A 15,049-nucleotide genomic window follows, 5' to 3' on the forward strand; every position below is an offset into this window, starting at 1 on the left:
GTGGTCCGCGGCAAGCCGGCCGCGGCGCAATATCGGCTTAATCGCCTTGGTAGACGGCGAGGTTGCCGCTGTAGTTACCAAACTTGGTGTATTGGCCGATCCAGGTCAGGCGAATCGCCCCGATCGGACCGTTACGCTGCTTGCCGATGATGATTTCGGCGGTTCCTTTATCGGGCGAATCGGGGTTATAGACCTCGTCGCGATACAGGAAAATGATCACGTCCGCATCCTGCTCGATTGCGCCGGATTCGCGCAAGTCGGACATGACGGGGCGCTTGTTCGGGCGCTGCTCCAGCGAGCGGTTCAGCTGCGACAGGGCGATGACCGGGCAATGCAATTCCTTGGCCAGGCCCTTGAGCGAACGCGAGATCTCCGAGATCTCGGCGGTGCGGTTATCGCCCGGCTGGCTACCCTGCATCAGCTGCAGGTAGTCGACGATAATCAGGCCGAGCTTGCCACACTGGCGGGCCAGGCGGCGCGCCCGCGCGCGCATCTCGATCGGGTTCAGCGCCGGCGTCTCGTCGATGTAGAGCTGGGCGTCGTTCATCTTCTGGATGGCGTGCGTCAGGCGCGGCCAGTCCTCGTCGTTCAGGCGGCCGGTACGCAGGCGGTGCTGGTCGAGCATGCCGACCGAGCCAAGCATACGCATGGCCAGCTGGGTGCCGCCCATCTCCATCGAGAACACCGCCACCGGCAGGCCCGCTTCGATCGCGACGTTCTCGCCGATGTTCACCGAGAACGCGGTCTTGCCCATCGACGGACGGCCGGCCACGATCACCAGGTCGCCCGGCTGCAGGCCGGAGGTCATGCGATCGAGGTCGATGAAGCCGGTCGGCACGCCGGTGATCTCGCCCTGGTTCTCGCGCGAATACAGTTCGTCGATGCGCTCGACCACTTGCGTGAGCAGCGGCTGGATCGGGTTCCAGCCCTGCTGGCCGCGGGCGCCGGTTTCGGCGATCGCGAAGATCTTCGACTCGGCCTCATCCAACATCTGCTTGACTTCCTTGCCCTGCGGGTTGAAGGCATTGCCCGAGATCTCGTCGGCGACGGTAATGAGTTTGCGCAGGATGCCGCGGTCGCGCACGATCTCGGCATAGCGGCGGATGTTGGCCGCCGACGGCGTGTTCTGCGCCATCGCGTTCAGGTATTGCAGGCCGCCCACATCGTCGGCCTTGCCCAGCGAGACCATCGCCTCGTAGACCGTGATCACATCGGCCGGCTTGCCGCCGTTGATCAGGCGGACCATCTGTTCGAAGATGATGCGGTGGTCGTAGCGGTAGAAGTCGTCCGCGTGCATGAAGTCGGCGATGCGGTCCCATGCGGCGTTATCGCGCAGGAGGCCGCCGATGACGGACTGCTCTGCTTCGATGGAATGCGGGGGGATGCGCAGCGAGTCGACTTGCGGATCGGATGGGGAATTCATGGCGGGCATTATACCTTTTCCGGTCACGCGGCTGAAATAATTGGGTAGATTCTGGCAATAAAAAAAAGCCGGGCGAACCCGGCTTTTTCACTTATGCAACAACTGCTTGAAGCTGAAACTTAAGCAGCTTCGCCAACCACAGCAACCGTGATTTCCGACACGACGTCGGTGTGCAGGGCGACTGCAACCGGGAATTCACCGGTGGTCTTCAGCGGGCCGGCCGGCAGGCGAACCTGCGACTTCTCGACCGCGAAGCCTTGCTTGGTCAGGGCTTCGGCGATGTCGAAGTTGGTGACCGAACCGAACAGACGGCCGTCAACGCCGGCCTTCTGGCCGATGGTGACGGTCATGCCGCTCAGCTTGTCGCCTTGCGCCTGGGCAGCCGACAGCTTTTCAGCTGCCGCTTTTTCCAGCTCTGCGCGCTTGACTTCGAACTCGGCCACAGCGGCCTGGGTAGCACGGCGTGCCATCTTTTGCGGGATCAGGAAGTTACGTGCGTAACCGTCCTTGACCTTGACCACGTCGCCCAGGTTGCCGACGTTAACAACTTTTTCCAAAAGGATAACTTGCATATTTTTCTCCAGAAATTCTGATCTGTATGCCGCGGATTAACCGTGGTGCAGGTCGGTGTACGGCAGCAGCGCGAGGTAGCGTGCGCGCTTGATCGCGGTGTCGACCTGGCGCTGGTAGTGCGCCTTGGTGCCGGTCAGGCGTGCCGGCATGATCTTGCCGTTTTCCTGGACGAAGTCCTTCAGGGTGTCGACGTCTTTGTAGTCGACCTGTTCCACGTTTGCTGCGGTGAAGCGGCAGAACTTCTTGCGCTTGAACAGCGGGTTCTGCTGTTTGCGCTTCAGTTTTTCTTTGGCTTTGTTTTTGTCGAACTTTTTACCGAATGCCATTTTAGGCTCCTGTATCTATCTAAATGAATGCCGCTTCAGGCGGCACTGAAATCAATGATGTGAAACACCAGGGCTTTACTGTTGCGGTTCTTCCGTGCCAGGAATCCGGTGAACTGGTAGGCCGCGCCGAGTTCGGCGCCGGCAAACCTGCCTGAAATCTCGCCCGCGGCCAGCGCGGTGACTTCAAACTCGACCAGTCTCGCTACCCTTGCCTCTTCCTGCTGCGAACTGTGCATCAGGATGGCGCCCACGATGGGGACGCCGGCCGGGGTGTAACGCAACACGTCACGCTCGGCGATGGTCGCCACGAGCCGCAGTTCGTTCACGCTACTGGTTCACTTGTGTTCGGGATTCCCTGGAAAAACCGGTTCAACAATCAGGCCGCTGCGGCTGGAGCGGCAGCTGGTGCTGCGGCTTCGGCGCGGTGGCTCTTGGCTGCGTCTTCGCGCTGGACCGATTTCATCATCGGCGACGGTGCGGTTTCAGCCTTCTTCATCTTGACGGTCAGGTGACGCAGGACGGCATCGTTGAACTTGAATGCGGTTTCCAGCTCGACCAGGGTCTCGTTGTCGCACTCGATGTTCAGGCAGATGTAGTGGGCTTTCGGCAGCTTCTGGATCTGGTAAGCCATCTGGCGACGGCCCCAGTCTTCCACGCGATGAATGTTACCGCCGCGGCTCGACACCGTGGCCTTGTAACGCTCGATCATCGCCGGGACTTGCTCGCTTTGGTCCGGGTGGACGATAAAAACGATTTCATAATGACGCATGCATTACTCCTTAAGGACGTTTAAACAAATGCCCACCTCGGCGTCAAGACGAGTGTGGGAAGGGAAAGCCGGACATTATAGCCCGAGATTGGCCGGTTTGGAAAGCCGGGTGTGGTTCGCTGCCGCGATGAGTCCGGCAGAGCGCGCGGTTTTTGCCACGCCCGGGACCGCGCTGCACAATTTTTTTACATATTTCCCGTGTTTTCCCTTGCGCGCAGAAGAATACTGTACAAAAATACAGTCTACTCACACAACGGATTGCCTTAACACACCCATGCTCAAGCTCACTGCAAGGCAAGAACAGATCCTGAACCTGATCAGGGAAGCGATCGAGAACACCGGTTTTCCCCCGACCCGCGCCGAAATCGCGGCCGAACTCGGCTTCAAGTCGGCCAACGCCGCCGAAGAACACCTGCAGGCGCTGGCGCGCAAGGGCGCCATCGAGATTTCGCCTGGCACCTCGCGCGGCATCCGCCTGATCGGCGCTTCCGTCGAACAGGTCCCGCTGGTGCCTGCCGCGCTCATGATGTCGCTGCCGCTGGTCGGCCGGGTCGCCGCCGGTTCGCCGATCCTGGCCCAGGAACACGTCGAAGCCACTTATAACGTCGATGCCGCCATGTTCTCGGCCAGGCCCGACTTCCTGCTGAAGGTCAAGGGCTGGTCGATGCGCGATGCCGGCATCTGCGACGGCGACTTCCTGGCGGTCAAGAAGATTGACAGCGCCAAGAACGGCCAGATCGTGGTCGCTCGCCTGGGCGACGAAGTCACGGTCAAGCGCTACCGCAAGACCGGCAACGTGGTCGAACTGCTGCCGGAAAACCCGGACTTCAAGGTCATCCAGGTCACCCCCGAAGACGAGTTTGCGCTCGAGGGGCTGGCGGTGGGCTTGATGCGTAGCTGGCACTAATTGCGCTAACCTTGCACATCCGAATTGGATCCCGGCCGGGATCCAGGTTCGCATTACCCTACCCCATCACTTCAACTTCTTCGCATCCGAAGAACTCTTCACCATCGCGTTGTGCTCGGACACATAGGCCTCGGTCGCCGTGCGCCATGCCGCGAAGTCGGCCAGCACCAGCTGCGAGCTCACCTTCGCTTCCTCGGTCAGGTTCGACTGCAACTGCGTCAGGTAGGCGCTCGACTTCTCCGTCTCGTCCTTGGTCATCAGCTTGGCGATATCCGCGGGAATGCGCTTGGTCAGCGGCGTGGCCGCGTTCAGGTTGGTGACGAACTTGTTGTAGCACTCCTGCCAGCTCGTGACGGCCGCGCCGATACGGTCGATGTCGGCGTTAATCTTCGACATGGCCGGAATGCGCGGCGCGGTGCAGCGGAACTCGCCCGATTTGAGGTCTTCGCCGTCATAGCCCCTGACCCAGTAATCGATCTCCTTGCGGCGCTTGACGCGCTGGTCCATCACCTCGAGCGAGGCGGCGGCCACCTTGTTGCCCTTGGCGGCTGATTTCCTGAACAGCGCTTCGGCCTTCGCCTCGTCAACCTGCCCTGCTTCGCCATACCAGTACATCTGGCCCAGCGCCTGCTGCGCCTCGGCATTGCCGCCATTGGCCAGCCTGGTGTACAGCTTCATGGCCTGGGCGTAGTCCTTCTTCGCGAACAGGGCGTGGGCATCTTCCAGCTCGCCGGCAAAGGCGCTGCCGCAGAACAGGAGGGAGAGGCAGAACAGCGTGGTCTTCATGGGCGCTTACGGATGAGGAATCGAATCCCCATCATAGCGGCATCGTGCCTACGCGTCGAGCGCCCGGCGGAAGTCCGCGAGCAGGTCGTCCGTGTCCTCGATGCCCACCGAGACACGAATCAAGGACTCGGCGATGCCCATGCTGGCACGGCGCTCCGCCCCCATCTCGAAGAAGATCGTGTGCGCCACCGGGATCACCAGGGTGCGGGTGTCGCCCAGGTTGCTGGCCGGGATGGCGAGCGTCAGGCGGTTCAGGTAATCGAAGGGATCGATCGCATCGACCAGTTCGAAACTGAGCAGCGAACCGGCGGCGCGGAACAGCTCTTGCGTGATGGCGTGCTGCGGATGCGAAGCCAGGCCCGGATAGTGGACGGCACTGACCCGCTCGTCCGCTTCCAGCAGCCGGGCCAGCGCCAGCGCATTGCTGCTGGTGCGGTCCATGCGCAACGCCAGGGTCTCGGCGCCGACCGCGATATGGTGGGCCGCCTCGGGGCCGAGCGCCGCGCCGAAGTCGCGCAGCGCTTTCGCGCGCAGCTGGGCCAGTCCTTGGGCCTGGCTCGGTTGCTTGCGGAAGTTCGGCGCGATGTGCGGGTAGCCGCGCCAGTCGAACAAGCCGGTGTCGGTCAGGGCGCCGCCCAGCGCATTGCCATGCCCGCCGATCGACTTGGTCAGCGAATTGACCACCAGGCCCGCGCCGACCGCCTTCGGGCGGAACAGGTAGGGCGTGGTCATGGTGTTGTCGACCACGTAGAGGATGCCGCGTTCGCGGCACAACTGGCCGATTCTAGCCAGGTCGGCCACTTGCGTGCGTGGATTGGCGATGGTCTCGACGAACACCATGCGGGTGGCCGGGGTCAGCGCCGCTTCCACGTTCGCCACATCGGTCGCATCGACAAAAGCGACATCGACGCCTTGAGCTGCCACCGTTTGCCACAGGCTGTTCGTATTCCCGAACAAAAAGGAGGAGGACACGATCTGGTCGCCGGCGCGCAGCAGCGCCTGGAACAGCGCGCCGATTGCGCCCATGCCGGTAGCGAAACAGATGGTGCCGACACCGTCTTCCATCGTGGTGATCTTGTCCTCGAGCGCGCTGACCGTCGGATTGCCCTGGCGGCCGTAGCGGAAGCCCGGCTCCTTGCCCTGGAAGACCGCCGCCAGCTGGCGCGCATCGTTGTAGCCGAAGGCCACCGAGGTGTGCACCGGCTTGTGCAGCGAGCCCTGCTCGACCGTCTTGCGGCGGTCGTTGTGCAGGATGGTGGTGGTGAAGCCGTACTTGCTATCGCTCATGGGAGTTCGCTTGAACCATCAGGCTTATTCGGTGGCCGGGGCCTTGAGGTGCAGGTGCGTGGTCACGTCGTCCTCGTCGCGCTTCGGGCTCGGCTTGTGGCGTGCCGACTCCAGGCGGTCGAGGTATTCCGGGGTCACGTCGCCGGTCACGTAGATACCGTCGAAGCACGACGCCTCGAAGTTCTTCAGCGCCGGGTTCACGTCCGAGATGGCGCGCTTGAGCGCGTCGACGTCCTGGTAGACCAGGCGGTCGGCGGTGATCTCGCGGCAGACTTCTTCGGTGGTGCGGCCGTGGGCGATCAGCTCGTCGCGGGTCGGCATGTCGATGCCATACACGTTCGGGTAGAGCACCGGCGGCGCGGCCGAAGCGAAGAACACCTTGCGCGCACCGGCTTCGCGGGCCATCTGCACGATCTCGCGGCTGGTGGTGCCGCGCACGATCGAGTCGTCCACCAGCAGCACGTTCTTGTCCTTGAATTCGGAGGCGATGGCGTTGAGCTTCTGGCGCACCGACTTCTTGCGCATGCCCTGGCCGGGCATGATGAAGGTGCGGCCGATGTAGCGGTTCTTGATGAAGCCTTCGCGGTATTCGATGCCCAGCTTCAGCGCGAGCTGGATCGCGGCGGGACGCGAGGAATCGGGAATCGGCATGACCACGTCGATCTCGCCGTCCGGGATCTCGGCGCGGACCTTGTCGGCCAAGTATTCGCCCATGCGCAGGCGGGTCGCATACACCGAGGCGCCGTCGATCACCGAGTCCGGGCGCGCCAGGTAGACGTATTCGAAGGCGCATGGATTCAGCGACGGGTTCTCGGCGCACTGCTGTTCCGACAAATTGCCGTCGTTATCGATGTAGACCGCTTCGCCCGGCGCGATGTCGCGCACAAAGCGGAAGCCCAGGCCTTCCAGCGCCACCGATTCGCTGGCGACGAGGTATTCGGTACCGCCTTCGGTCTCGTTCATGCCCAGACACAGCGGACGGATGCCGAAGGGGTCGCGGAAGGCCAGCATGCCGTGGCCGGAGATCTGGGCCACGACGGCGTACGCCCCGCGCACGCGGCGGTGCACTGCCGCGACGGCCTTGAAGACCGCTTCCTTGTTCAGGTTGAAGCCGTCGGCCGCTTCCTGGATCTCGTGGGCCAGCACGTTGAGCAGCACCTCGGAATCGGAATCGGTGTTGATGTGGCGGCGGTCGTTGCGGAACAGTTCGTCCTTGAGCACCGCCTGGTTGGTCAGGTTTCCGTTGTGCGCCAGCGTGATGCCGAAGGGCGCGTTGACGTAGAAGGGCTGCGCTTCTTCCTCGCTCGAGGAGCCGGCGGTCGGGTAGCGGCAGTGGCCGATACCGGTATTGCCTTGCAGCGAGCGCATGTTGCGGGTGCGGAACACGTCACGGACCAGGCCATTGGCCTTGTACATCGAAAACATGCTGCTGTGATTGGTCGCAATGCCCGCAGCGTCCTGGCCGCGGTGCTGCAAGAGCAGCAACGCGTCATACAAGAGCTGGTTGACGGGATTGTGCGAGACGACGCCGACGATGCCACACATGGTGCGCTCCTAAAACTGGCCTGCTGATTACAAAAAAGAATTCAATGTGTTCAATACTTCACATGCTGCGCCAGTGCTGCAGGCAAGAAAGGCTTGACCGTGCGCGCCCCGGTTTCCGCCATTGGCGAGAGCAGCGCATTTCTCCAGAAATCCTGTTGCGGGATGGAAGTCATCCCACACAATATGACGGCGGCAAGCACGAATACAATGCCGCGGCCCAATCCGAACAATCCGCCCAGCCCCCGGTCCGCCAGGCTCAGGCCGCTCGCGGTGATCAGGGCGCCGATCGCCAGCGACAGCAGGCCCATCAATACGCGCACACCGAGGAAAAGGATGACGAAGGCCGCGATCAGGCGCGCGGTCTCGCCGGGAACCAGGTCGGGCAGCATGGGCGCCAGCTTGGCGCCGTACATGTTGGCCACCACGAAGGCGACCACCCAGCCCAGCAGCGACAGGATTTCTTTCACCAGGCCGCGCAGGGTGGAAATGATGACCGACGAAATCAGGACGAACAGGACCAGGTAATCGAAAATCGTCACGCCGCGCTGCCCTGCTTGAAAGCGCCCATCAGAGCGGGACCATCTTGCCCGACAGGCCGATGCCGATCAGCTTCGAGCGTACCTTGTCCGCGTCCTCCTTGCTGAACGGTCCTACCCGCACGCGGATCAGGTCACCGGACTTCTCGGTGAACGAGGACACGCCGGCGGCGCGCAGGCGGCCCTGCAGCTCGGTGACTTTTTCAGGGGTCGTCAGCGCGGCGACCTGCACCACGTATTTCTGCGACGGGCCTTCGACCTTCACGGCCGGCTTGTCCTCGAGGATGGCGATCGCGCGGGCGGCGTCTTCCTTGGCCTTCGGCTTGGCTTCCAGGGGCTTGGCGACGGCTGGCTCGGGCTTCTTCAGGGCCAGGTCGGCGGCCTTTGGATGAGCGGTATCGATGGCGGGCGCACGCTTCGGTTCAAGCTTGGGCGCGTCAAGCTTGGGCTCGAGCTTCGGCTCGGCCTTCAGCGCCGGCACGGAATCCGCGCGGCCGGTGTCGACGGTGCGCATCGGCGGCGGGTCGGCCGGCGGCACCGCGATCGCGGCGCCTGCTGCGGGCTGCGTGCCCACATCCACCGGCTCGACGATTTCCTCGCCGCTGTCCACGGTGGCCGCTGCCGGCACCGGCAGGGGCGCGGCTTTTTCCTTGTCCGGGATGTTGATGGCGATGTCGGTGCCGAGCGGCTTGGGCTCGGAATCGAGCAGCATCGGCAGCCCGACGGCCGCCGCCAGCGCCAGTGCGATCGCGCCGACCAGGCGGCGGCGTGCACGTTTTTTCTCGGGGAGGACAGGATCCGGGCCGCGGCTGCGCCGTGCGCCTTCGCCGGCGTGCGTCGCGCGCTTGGCGCGGGCCTGCTGCCCATAGGCGGCGTCGTCATCCTTGACGAAATGGCCGCTGTCGCGGGCGGTGTCTTGCTTGTTTTTGCTGCCTAACGAGAACAAGCCCATGCGTTTCAGGTATCAGTGTAGAGAGGATTTACGGGCCGCCATCACGCCGGCGACCGTGTAGAACGAACCAAAGACCACAATTCTATCATTCTCCCCTGCCCGACTCACCGCATTCGCATACGCCTCGGCAGGATTGGCGAAAGTGGCGACCGAAAAGTCGTCGGTTTTCGCGCCTGCGGGCTTCAATGCTTCCAGTTTTTCCGCCAGTTGTGCAGGCTGTGCCGAGCGTGGCGAGGGCAGCGCGGTCACGCACCAGTGGTCGATGTATTGGGCCATCGGCGCGATGACCGCATCGATGTCCTTGTCTTCCATGATGCCGAACACCGCATAGGTAAAGCGGTGGAAGCCCATGTTGCCGAGGTTCTGCGCGAGGGTCGCGGCGGCGTGCGGATTGTGGGCGACGTCGAGCACCTGGGTCGGGCGTCCCGGCAGCACCTGGAAGCGTCCCGGCAGCTCGACCAGCGCCAGGCCGGCGCGCACTTCCTGGGCGCCGCAGGGCAGCTGCATGCGCAGCACTTCGAGCGCGGCCAGCGCGGCCGAGGCATTGAGCAGCTGGTTGGCGCCGCGCAGGGCCGGATAGGCCAGCGAATTGCGGCGCTGGCCGCGCCCGCCGTAGCTCCATTGCTGCTGGTCGCCCTGGTAGTTGAAGTCGCGCCCCAGCAGCCACAGGTCGGCGCCGATGGCCTGCGCATGGTCGATGAGCGATTGCGGCGGTACCGGGTCGCTGCAGATGGCCGTTTTGCCGGCGCGGAAAATGCCGGCTTTCTCGAAGCCGATTTTTTCGCGCGTGTCGCCGAGGTAGTCGGTGTGGTCGATGTCGACGCTGGTGACGATCGCCACGTCGGCGTCGACCACGTTGACCGCATCGAGGCGCCCGCCCAGGCCGACTTCGAGGATGGCCACGTCGACGTTCGACTGCGAGATCAGGTGCATGATCGCCAGCGTGGTGAATTCGAAGTACGTGAGCGACACGTCGCCGCGCACGCTTTCCACCGCATCGAAGGCTGCCACCAGGGCTTCGTTCGAGGCCATCTCACCATTGATGCGGGCGCGCTCGTTAAAGTCGAGGAAGTGCGGCTTGATGTACAGGCCCACGCGGTAGCCGCATTGCAGCAGCATGGCCTCCAGCATCGCGCAGGTCGAGCCCTTGCCGTTGGTGCCGGCCACCATGATCACGGGGCAGGCAAAGGCGAGCTGCAGGCGCTCCTTGACGGCGCGCACGCGGTCCAGTCCCATGTCGATATGGGTTTCGGCATGGCGTGACTCGAGCAGCGCCAGCCAGTCGGGCAAGGTGGTCGGGGTAGTGGGCATGGATGGACTTCGATGGTGCGTGCGGGGCACGGTACTCATGCGCGATGGACGCGCACATGCGCGGAACGGATGCGTGGCATCCGTTCCGCGAACGGGATCAGGCGAGGACTTCGACCGCCTGGTTCTGCAGCAGGGCCAGCAGGCGCGCGATTTCTTCGCGCATCTTGCGGCGGTCGACGATCATGTCGACGGCGCCCTTCTGGACCAGGAATTCGGCGCGCTGGAAGCCTTCCGGCAGCTTTTCGCGCACGGTGTTCTCGATCACGCGCGGGCCGGCAAAGCCGATCAGCGCTTTCGGCTCGGCGATCACGACGTCGCCCATGAAGGCGAACGAGGCGGACACGCCGCCCATGGTCGGGTCGGTCAGTACGCTGATGAATGGCAGCTTCTTTTCCGACAGCTTGGTCAGCATGGCCGTGGTCTTGGCCATCTGCAGCAGCGACAGCAGGCCTTCCTGCATGCGCGCACCGCCCGTGGCGGTAATGCAGATGAAGGGCACCTTCTGCTCGAGCGCCACCTGGGCGCCTCTAGCGAACCGCTCGCCTACGACCGAGCCCATCGAGCCGCCCATGAATTCGAATTCGAAGCAGGCGACGACGACCGGCAGGCTCATGATCGAGCCGCCCTGGACGATCAGCGCATCGGTCTCGCCGGTGGCTTCCATGGCCGACTTCAGGCGGTCCGGGTATTTCTTGCTGTCCTTGAACTTCAGCGTATCGACCGGCAGGGTTTCCTGGCCGATTTCATAGCGGCCGCCGGCATCGAGCAGCCCGTCGAGGCGCTCGCGGGCGCGGATACGCATGTGATGGTCGCACTTCGGGCACACGTGCAGGTTCGACTCCAGGTCGGCCCGGTACAACACCGCTTCGCACGATGGGCACTTGACCCACAGCCCTTCGGGCATGGTCTTGCGGTTGGCGGCATCGGAGCGCTGGATCCGTGGGGGCAGCAGTTTTTCTAGCCAACTCATCTTTTTCTCCTTGCGGCAGTTCTTCGAGGTGGCGGTAGTGTAGCCGCTCAGAACCCGCTTGTCGAATCATGTCTGGCTACCAATTAGCATCCTGACATCATCTCCCCCACCTTGGGGTCAGAGTCAAATTATTGAGCAATTTCCCGAAATTTCCCACAATGCGACTCCGACCCTAATTGCCGGTGAGCAGGTCTGTTGCAAAATAATTAGGGTCAGAGTCGAATTACAGGAAACTTTAGAATGTTTCCCAATAATTCGACTCTGACCCTAATTAGCTTTCTTGCTTGCCAGACGCTGAACGATGGTCAGGAAGCTTCCGCGATCTCGGAAGTGGTGTATTCGAAACCGCCGACCTTCTTGGCTGCAAGGTTATAAAGCCAGGCCGAAAAAGCTGTGCCAACAAATGCGGCCGCGGCATAGAACGCAGGTGCCAGGAGCAACAAGAAGACGAGGTTGCCCTGGCCACCAGCGAGGGCGAATACAGCGATGACGGCCACGATCGGTATGGATAACAACAAGTACAGCATCGCCATAACCTTGGCCGACTGGCCAACGGAAACCTTTGTGACTTGTATTTTCATTGAGTATCCTTTTTAGTTGAAGGTTGGAAATACGACCTCAATGTAAGCGAACTTTCCATACCTTTACGCGGCGCAACGCAAGAGTTGCACTGCGCAAAAACAACCAGTCAACTATAAGTAGGTTCGGAAAATAATGAGGGTCAGAGTCAAATTGTTGAGCAACTTTGTGAAGTTTCCCAATAATTCGACTCTGACCCTAATTAATTAGTGCCTGGGTACGCCTGCTGATAAATAGGGTCGGAGTCGAATTGCAGGAAACTTTTGAAAGTTGTCCAACAATTCAACTCTGACCCCAGGGGTCAAGCGTCGAGGGCGGTGCGGATGGTGGTGGTGAAGGCGCGGACGGCATCCACGGCCTGGTCTTTCGGCACCGATTCGAGTTCCTGGATGATGCGGCTGCCGATGACGACGGCGTCGGCCACTTCGGCCACGGCCCGGGCGGTGGCGCCGTCGCGGATGCCGAAGCCCACGCCGATCGGCAGCTTGACGTGCTCGCGGATGGCGGCGACGCGGCGCGCCACGTCTTGCGTGTCGATGGTGCCGGCGCCGGTCACGCCCTTGAGCGAGACGTAATAGCTGAAGCCGCTGCCGTATCGCGCCACCTGCTGCACGCGCGCGGTGGTCGAGGTCGGGGCCAACAGGAAGATCAGGTCCAGGCCGTTGGCGCGCATGGCCTCGGCAAACGACGCGCACTCTTCCGGCGGGTAGTCGACGACGATGGCGCCGTCGGCGCCGGCTTCCTTGGCGAGGCGGATGAAGTTGTCGGGACCCATGCGCTCGATCGGATTGGCGTAGCCCATCAGGACCACCGGCGTGGTGCTGTCCTTCCGGCGGAACTCGCGCACGAAGTTAAATACGTCCGGCAGGCCGATGCCGAATTTCAGGGCGCGTTCGCAGGCGCGCTGGATGACCGGGCCTTCGGCCATCGGGTCGGAAAAGGGGACGCCCAGCTCCAGCACGTTGGCGCCGCCCTCCACCAGGGCGTGCATCAGCGGCACGGTCAGTTCGGGCGCCGGGTCGCCGGCGGTGATGAAGGTGACCAGGCCGGTCTTGTCCTGCGCCTTGAGCGCAGCAAAGGTCGATTCGATACGGGACATGCGGTTCTTTCATTCAAGCTACACGAAGGGAGGGGAACGACGGCCGACGCGCGTCAGCTGAAATCGAGCCCCATCCTTTGCGCCACCGTGTGCATGTCCTTGTCGCCGCGGCCCGACAAATTGACCAGGATGAGCTGGTCCTTCGGCAGCGTGGCGGCCAGCTTCACCGCATACGCGATCGCGTGCGAGGACTCGAGCGCCGGGATGATCCCCTCGATGCGGCAGCAGTCGTGGAAAGCCTGCAGCGCTTCGTCGTCGGTGATCGACACGTATTCTGCGCGCAGCGAATCTTTCAGCCATGCGTGCTCGGGCCCCACGCCCGGATAATCCAGGCCTGCCGACACCGAATGCGTCTCGATGATCTGGCCGTTCGCGTCCTGCAGCAAATAGGTGCGGTTACCGTGCAACACACCCGGAAAACCGGCCGTGAGCGAAGCCGCATGCTTGCCCGAGTCCAGGCCCTCGCCCGCCGCCTCGACGCCCACCAGTTTCACGCCCGGCTCGTCGATATACGGATAGAAGATGCCCATGGCGTTGGAGCCGCCGCCGATGCAGGCGATGACGTAGTCGGGCTGGCGCCCGGTCATGGCCGGCATCTGCACCCGGCACTCTTCGCCGATCACCGACTGGAAGTCGCGCACCATCATCGGGTAAGGATGCGGGCCGGCCACCGTGCCGATGATGTAGAAGGTGTTTTCGATGTTGGTGACCCAGTCGCGCATCGCTTCGTTGAGCGCGTCCTTCAGGGTCCTGGAGCCCGATTCGACGGGCACCACGGTCGCGCCCAGCAGTTTCATGCGGTAGACGTTCTGGGCCTGGCGCTTGACGTCTTCGCTGCCCATGTAGACCACGCACTCCAGGCCGAAACGGGCGCAGATGGTGGCGGTGGCCACGCCGTGCTGGCCGGCGCCGGTTTCAGCGATGATGCGCTTCTTGCCCATCCGGCGCGCCAGCAGGGCCTGGCCGATCACGTTGTTGATCTTGTGGGCGCCGGTATGGTTCAGGTCTTCGCGCTTGAAGAAGATCTGCGCGCCGCCGGTTTGCTCGGACCAGCGCTTGGCGTGGTACACGGGCGAGGGACGGCCGACGAAATGGGCCAGCTCGTAGCGGTATTCGTCGAGGAATTCGGGATCTTGCGAGTAGCGGGCGTAGGCTTCGCTCAGCTCGGCCAGGGCATGCGAGAGGGTTTCGGCGACGAAGCTGCCGCCGTAGGGGCCGAAATGGCCCGAGGTGTCGGGCAGCTGGTAAGCGGTGTTCTTGAACAGGGCGGCAGTGCCGCGGCTAGGCAGTTCTTTCATGGGATGTCTCACTCGAATGGATAGCGTCGGCCGCCCGCACCGCCTTGATGAAATCGGCGAGCTTGCGGGCATCCTTGATGCCCTTCTGCGCTTCGACGCCACTGCTGACGTCGACCGCGAAGGGACGAACACGTACCACCGCGTCAGTCGCGTTTTGTACGTTCAAGCCACCACTCAAAACGACCCGAGGCGCGAGCTCTTTTGGGATGAGAGACCAATCGAAAACCTTTCCTGTGCCGCCGTAGGCATCGACCCAGGTGTCGAGCAAAAGGCCCGAAAACCAGGTGCTGGCGGCGCGGTATGCACGCTCGTATTCTAGCAGTTCATCCTGGGTCGTGTCCGGCCGCACCCTGAAGGCGCGCACGAAGGGCCGCTGCACCGCCGCCGCCACCGCCGCGCATTCCTCGGCCGTTTCGTCGCCATGGAACTGGATCAGCGACAGCGGGCCGTTCGCCGCCACCGCCCGCACTTCATCGATGCTTGCGTTGACGAACAGCGCCACCGCGCTCACGTAAGGCGGCAGCGCGGCGCACAGCTCCCCTGCCCGTTCGGGCGTCACGTAGCGCGGGCTCTTCGGGTAGAACACGAAACCCAGCGCATCGGCGCCGGCGTCGATGGCCGCGCGCAGGTCTTCCTCGCGCGTGATGCCGCAGATTTTGATACGGGTGCGTTGCATAACGATCCTAAG

At 63.0% G+C, this 15,049-nt stretch carries 17 protein-coding genes; 1 reads left to right on the forward strand and 16 read right to left on the reverse strand.

Annotation, left to right across the window (positions count from 1 at the left end; translation table 11 throughout):
• Positions 1 to 37 precede the first annotated feature (37 nt).
• From AC56LR_RS16490 to rpsF, 5 genes are all read right to left on the reverse strand, one after another.
• Complete coding sequence (locus AC56LR_RS16490; RefSeq protein ID WP_497131905.1) at positions 38 to 1,423, reverse strand: replicative DNA helicase; 1,386 nt, start codon at positions 1,421 to 1,423, stop codon at positions 38 to 40.
• Positions 1,424 to 1,542: 119 nt separating this feature from the next.
• Positions 1,543 to 1,995, reverse strand: a complete 453-nt coding sequence (rplI, locus tag AC56LR_RS16495) for a 50S ribosomal protein L9 (RefSeq protein ID WP_497131906.1) — start codon at positions 1,993 to 1,995, stop codon at positions 1,543 to 1,545.
• A 36-nt stretch (positions 1,996 to 2,031) separates the two neighbouring features.
• Positions 2,032 to 2,322: a 30S ribosomal protein S18 gene (gene rpsR, locus AC56LR_RS16500; protein ID WP_091874943.1), complete on the reverse strand. Its 291-nt coding sequence runs from the start codon at positions 2,320 to 2,322 to the stop codon at positions 2,032 to 2,034.
• A 35-nt stretch (positions 2,323 to 2,357) separates the two neighbouring features.
• On the reverse strand, positions 2,358 to 2,648 hold the full coding sequence (priB, locus tag AC56LR_RS16505) for a primosomal replication protein N (RefSeq protein WP_497131907.1): 291 nt from the start codon (positions 2,646 to 2,648) through the stop codon (positions 2,358 to 2,360).
• A 50-nt stretch (positions 2,649 to 2,698) separates the two neighbouring features.
• Entirely contained in the window at positions 2,699 to 3,091 is a 393-nt protein-coding gene (gene rpsF, locus AC56LR_RS16510; RefSeq protein WP_497131908.1) for a 30S ribosomal protein S6, read from the reverse strand.
• A 274-nt stretch (positions 3,092 to 3,365) separates the two neighbouring features.
• On the opposite strand from rpsF, the gene lexA reads away from it, so the two are divergent.
• Positions 3,366 to 3,998 carry a transcriptional repressor LexA gene (lexA, locus tag AC56LR_RS16515; protein WP_497131909.1) on the forward strand — a complete coding sequence of 211 codons (633 nt, stop codon included), beginning with the start codon at positions 3,366 to 3,368 and terminating at the stop codon, positions 3,996 to 3,998.
• A 66-nt stretch (positions 3,999 to 4,064) separates the two neighbouring features.
• On the opposite strand, the gene AC56LR_RS16520 is transcribed toward lexA, so the two are convergent.
• From AC56LR_RS16520 to AC56LR_RS16570, 11 genes are all read right to left on the reverse strand, one after another.
• Positions 4,065 to 4,784: a tetratricopeptide repeat protein gene (locus tag AC56LR_RS16520; RefSeq protein WP_497131910.1), complete on the reverse strand. Its 720-nt coding sequence runs from the start codon at positions 4,782 to 4,784 to the stop codon at positions 4,065 to 4,067.
• A gap of 48 nt (positions 4,785 to 4,832) precedes the next feature.
• The gene (locus AC56LR_RS16525; protein WP_497131911.1) at positions 4,833 to 6,071 is read right to left on the reverse strand and encodes a cystathionine gamma-synthase family protein; all 1,239 of its coding nucleotides are present in this window, start codon (positions 6,069 to 6,071) and stop codon (positions 4,833 to 4,835) included.
• 24 nt (positions 6,072 to 6,095) lie between these two features.
• On the reverse strand, positions 6,096 to 7,616 hold the full coding sequence (gene purF, locus AC56LR_RS16530; RefSeq protein WP_497131912.1) for an amidophosphoribosyltransferase: 1,521 nt from the start codon (positions 7,614 to 7,616) through the stop codon (positions 6,096 to 6,098).
• Between the two features lie 50 nt (positions 7,617 to 7,666).
• Positions 7,667 to 8,155, reverse strand: a complete 489-nt coding sequence (locus tag AC56LR_RS16535; protein ID WP_497131913.1) for a CvpA family protein — start codon at positions 8,153 to 8,155, stop codon at positions 7,667 to 7,669.
• Between the two features lie 28 nt (positions 8,156 to 8,183).
• Positions 8,184 to 9,104, reverse strand: coding sequence for an SPOR domain-containing protein (locus tag AC56LR_RS16540; RefSeq protein WP_497131914.1), 921 nt, complete (start codon positions 9,102 to 9,104; stop codon positions 8,184 to 8,186).
• 12 nt (positions 9,105 to 9,116) lie between these two features.
• Entirely contained in the window at positions 9,117 to 10,415 is a 1,299-nt protein-coding gene (gene folC / locus AC56LR_RS16545) for a bifunctional tetrahydrofolate synthase/dihydrofolate synthase (RefSeq protein ID WP_497131915.1), read from the reverse strand.
• A 97-nt stretch (positions 10,416 to 10,512) separates the two neighbouring features.
• Positions 10,513 to 11,385: an acetyl-CoA carboxylase, carboxyltransferase subunit beta gene (gene accD / locus AC56LR_RS16550; RefSeq protein WP_497131916.1), complete on the reverse strand. Its 873-nt coding sequence runs from the start codon at positions 11,383 to 11,385 to the stop codon at positions 10,513 to 10,515.
• 305 nt (positions 11,386 to 11,690) lie between these two features.
• Positions 11,691 to 11,966: a hypothetical protein gene (locus AC56LR_RS16555; RefSeq protein WP_497131917.1), complete on the reverse strand. Its 276-nt coding sequence runs from the start codon at positions 11,964 to 11,966 to the stop codon at positions 11,691 to 11,693.
• A gap of 299 nt (positions 11,967 to 12,265) precedes the next feature.
• Positions 12,266 to 13,063: a tryptophan synthase subunit alpha gene (trpA, locus tag AC56LR_RS16560; RefSeq protein ID WP_497131918.1), complete on the reverse strand. Its 798-nt coding sequence runs from the start codon at positions 13,061 to 13,063 to the stop codon at positions 12,266 to 12,268.
• A 53-nt stretch (positions 13,064 to 13,116) separates the two neighbouring features.
• Positions 13,117 to 14,361, reverse strand: a complete 1,245-nt coding sequence (trpB, locus tag AC56LR_RS16565) for a tryptophan synthase subunit beta (protein WP_497131919.1) — start codon at positions 14,359 to 14,361, stop codon at positions 13,117 to 13,119.
• Positions 14,345 to 15,037 (reverse strand): phosphoribosylanthranilate isomerase, encoded by a 693-nt coding sequence (locus tag AC56LR_RS16570; protein ID WP_497131920.1) that lies wholly within the window; start codon positions 15,035 to 15,037, stop codon positions 14,345 to 14,347. Before AC56LR_RS16570 ends, trpB begins: the two co-directional genes overlap by 17 nt.
• Positions 15,038 to 15,049: the final 12 nt, after the last annotated feature.

Source organism: Telluria sp. ZT3P39 (genome assembly GCF_059685935.1).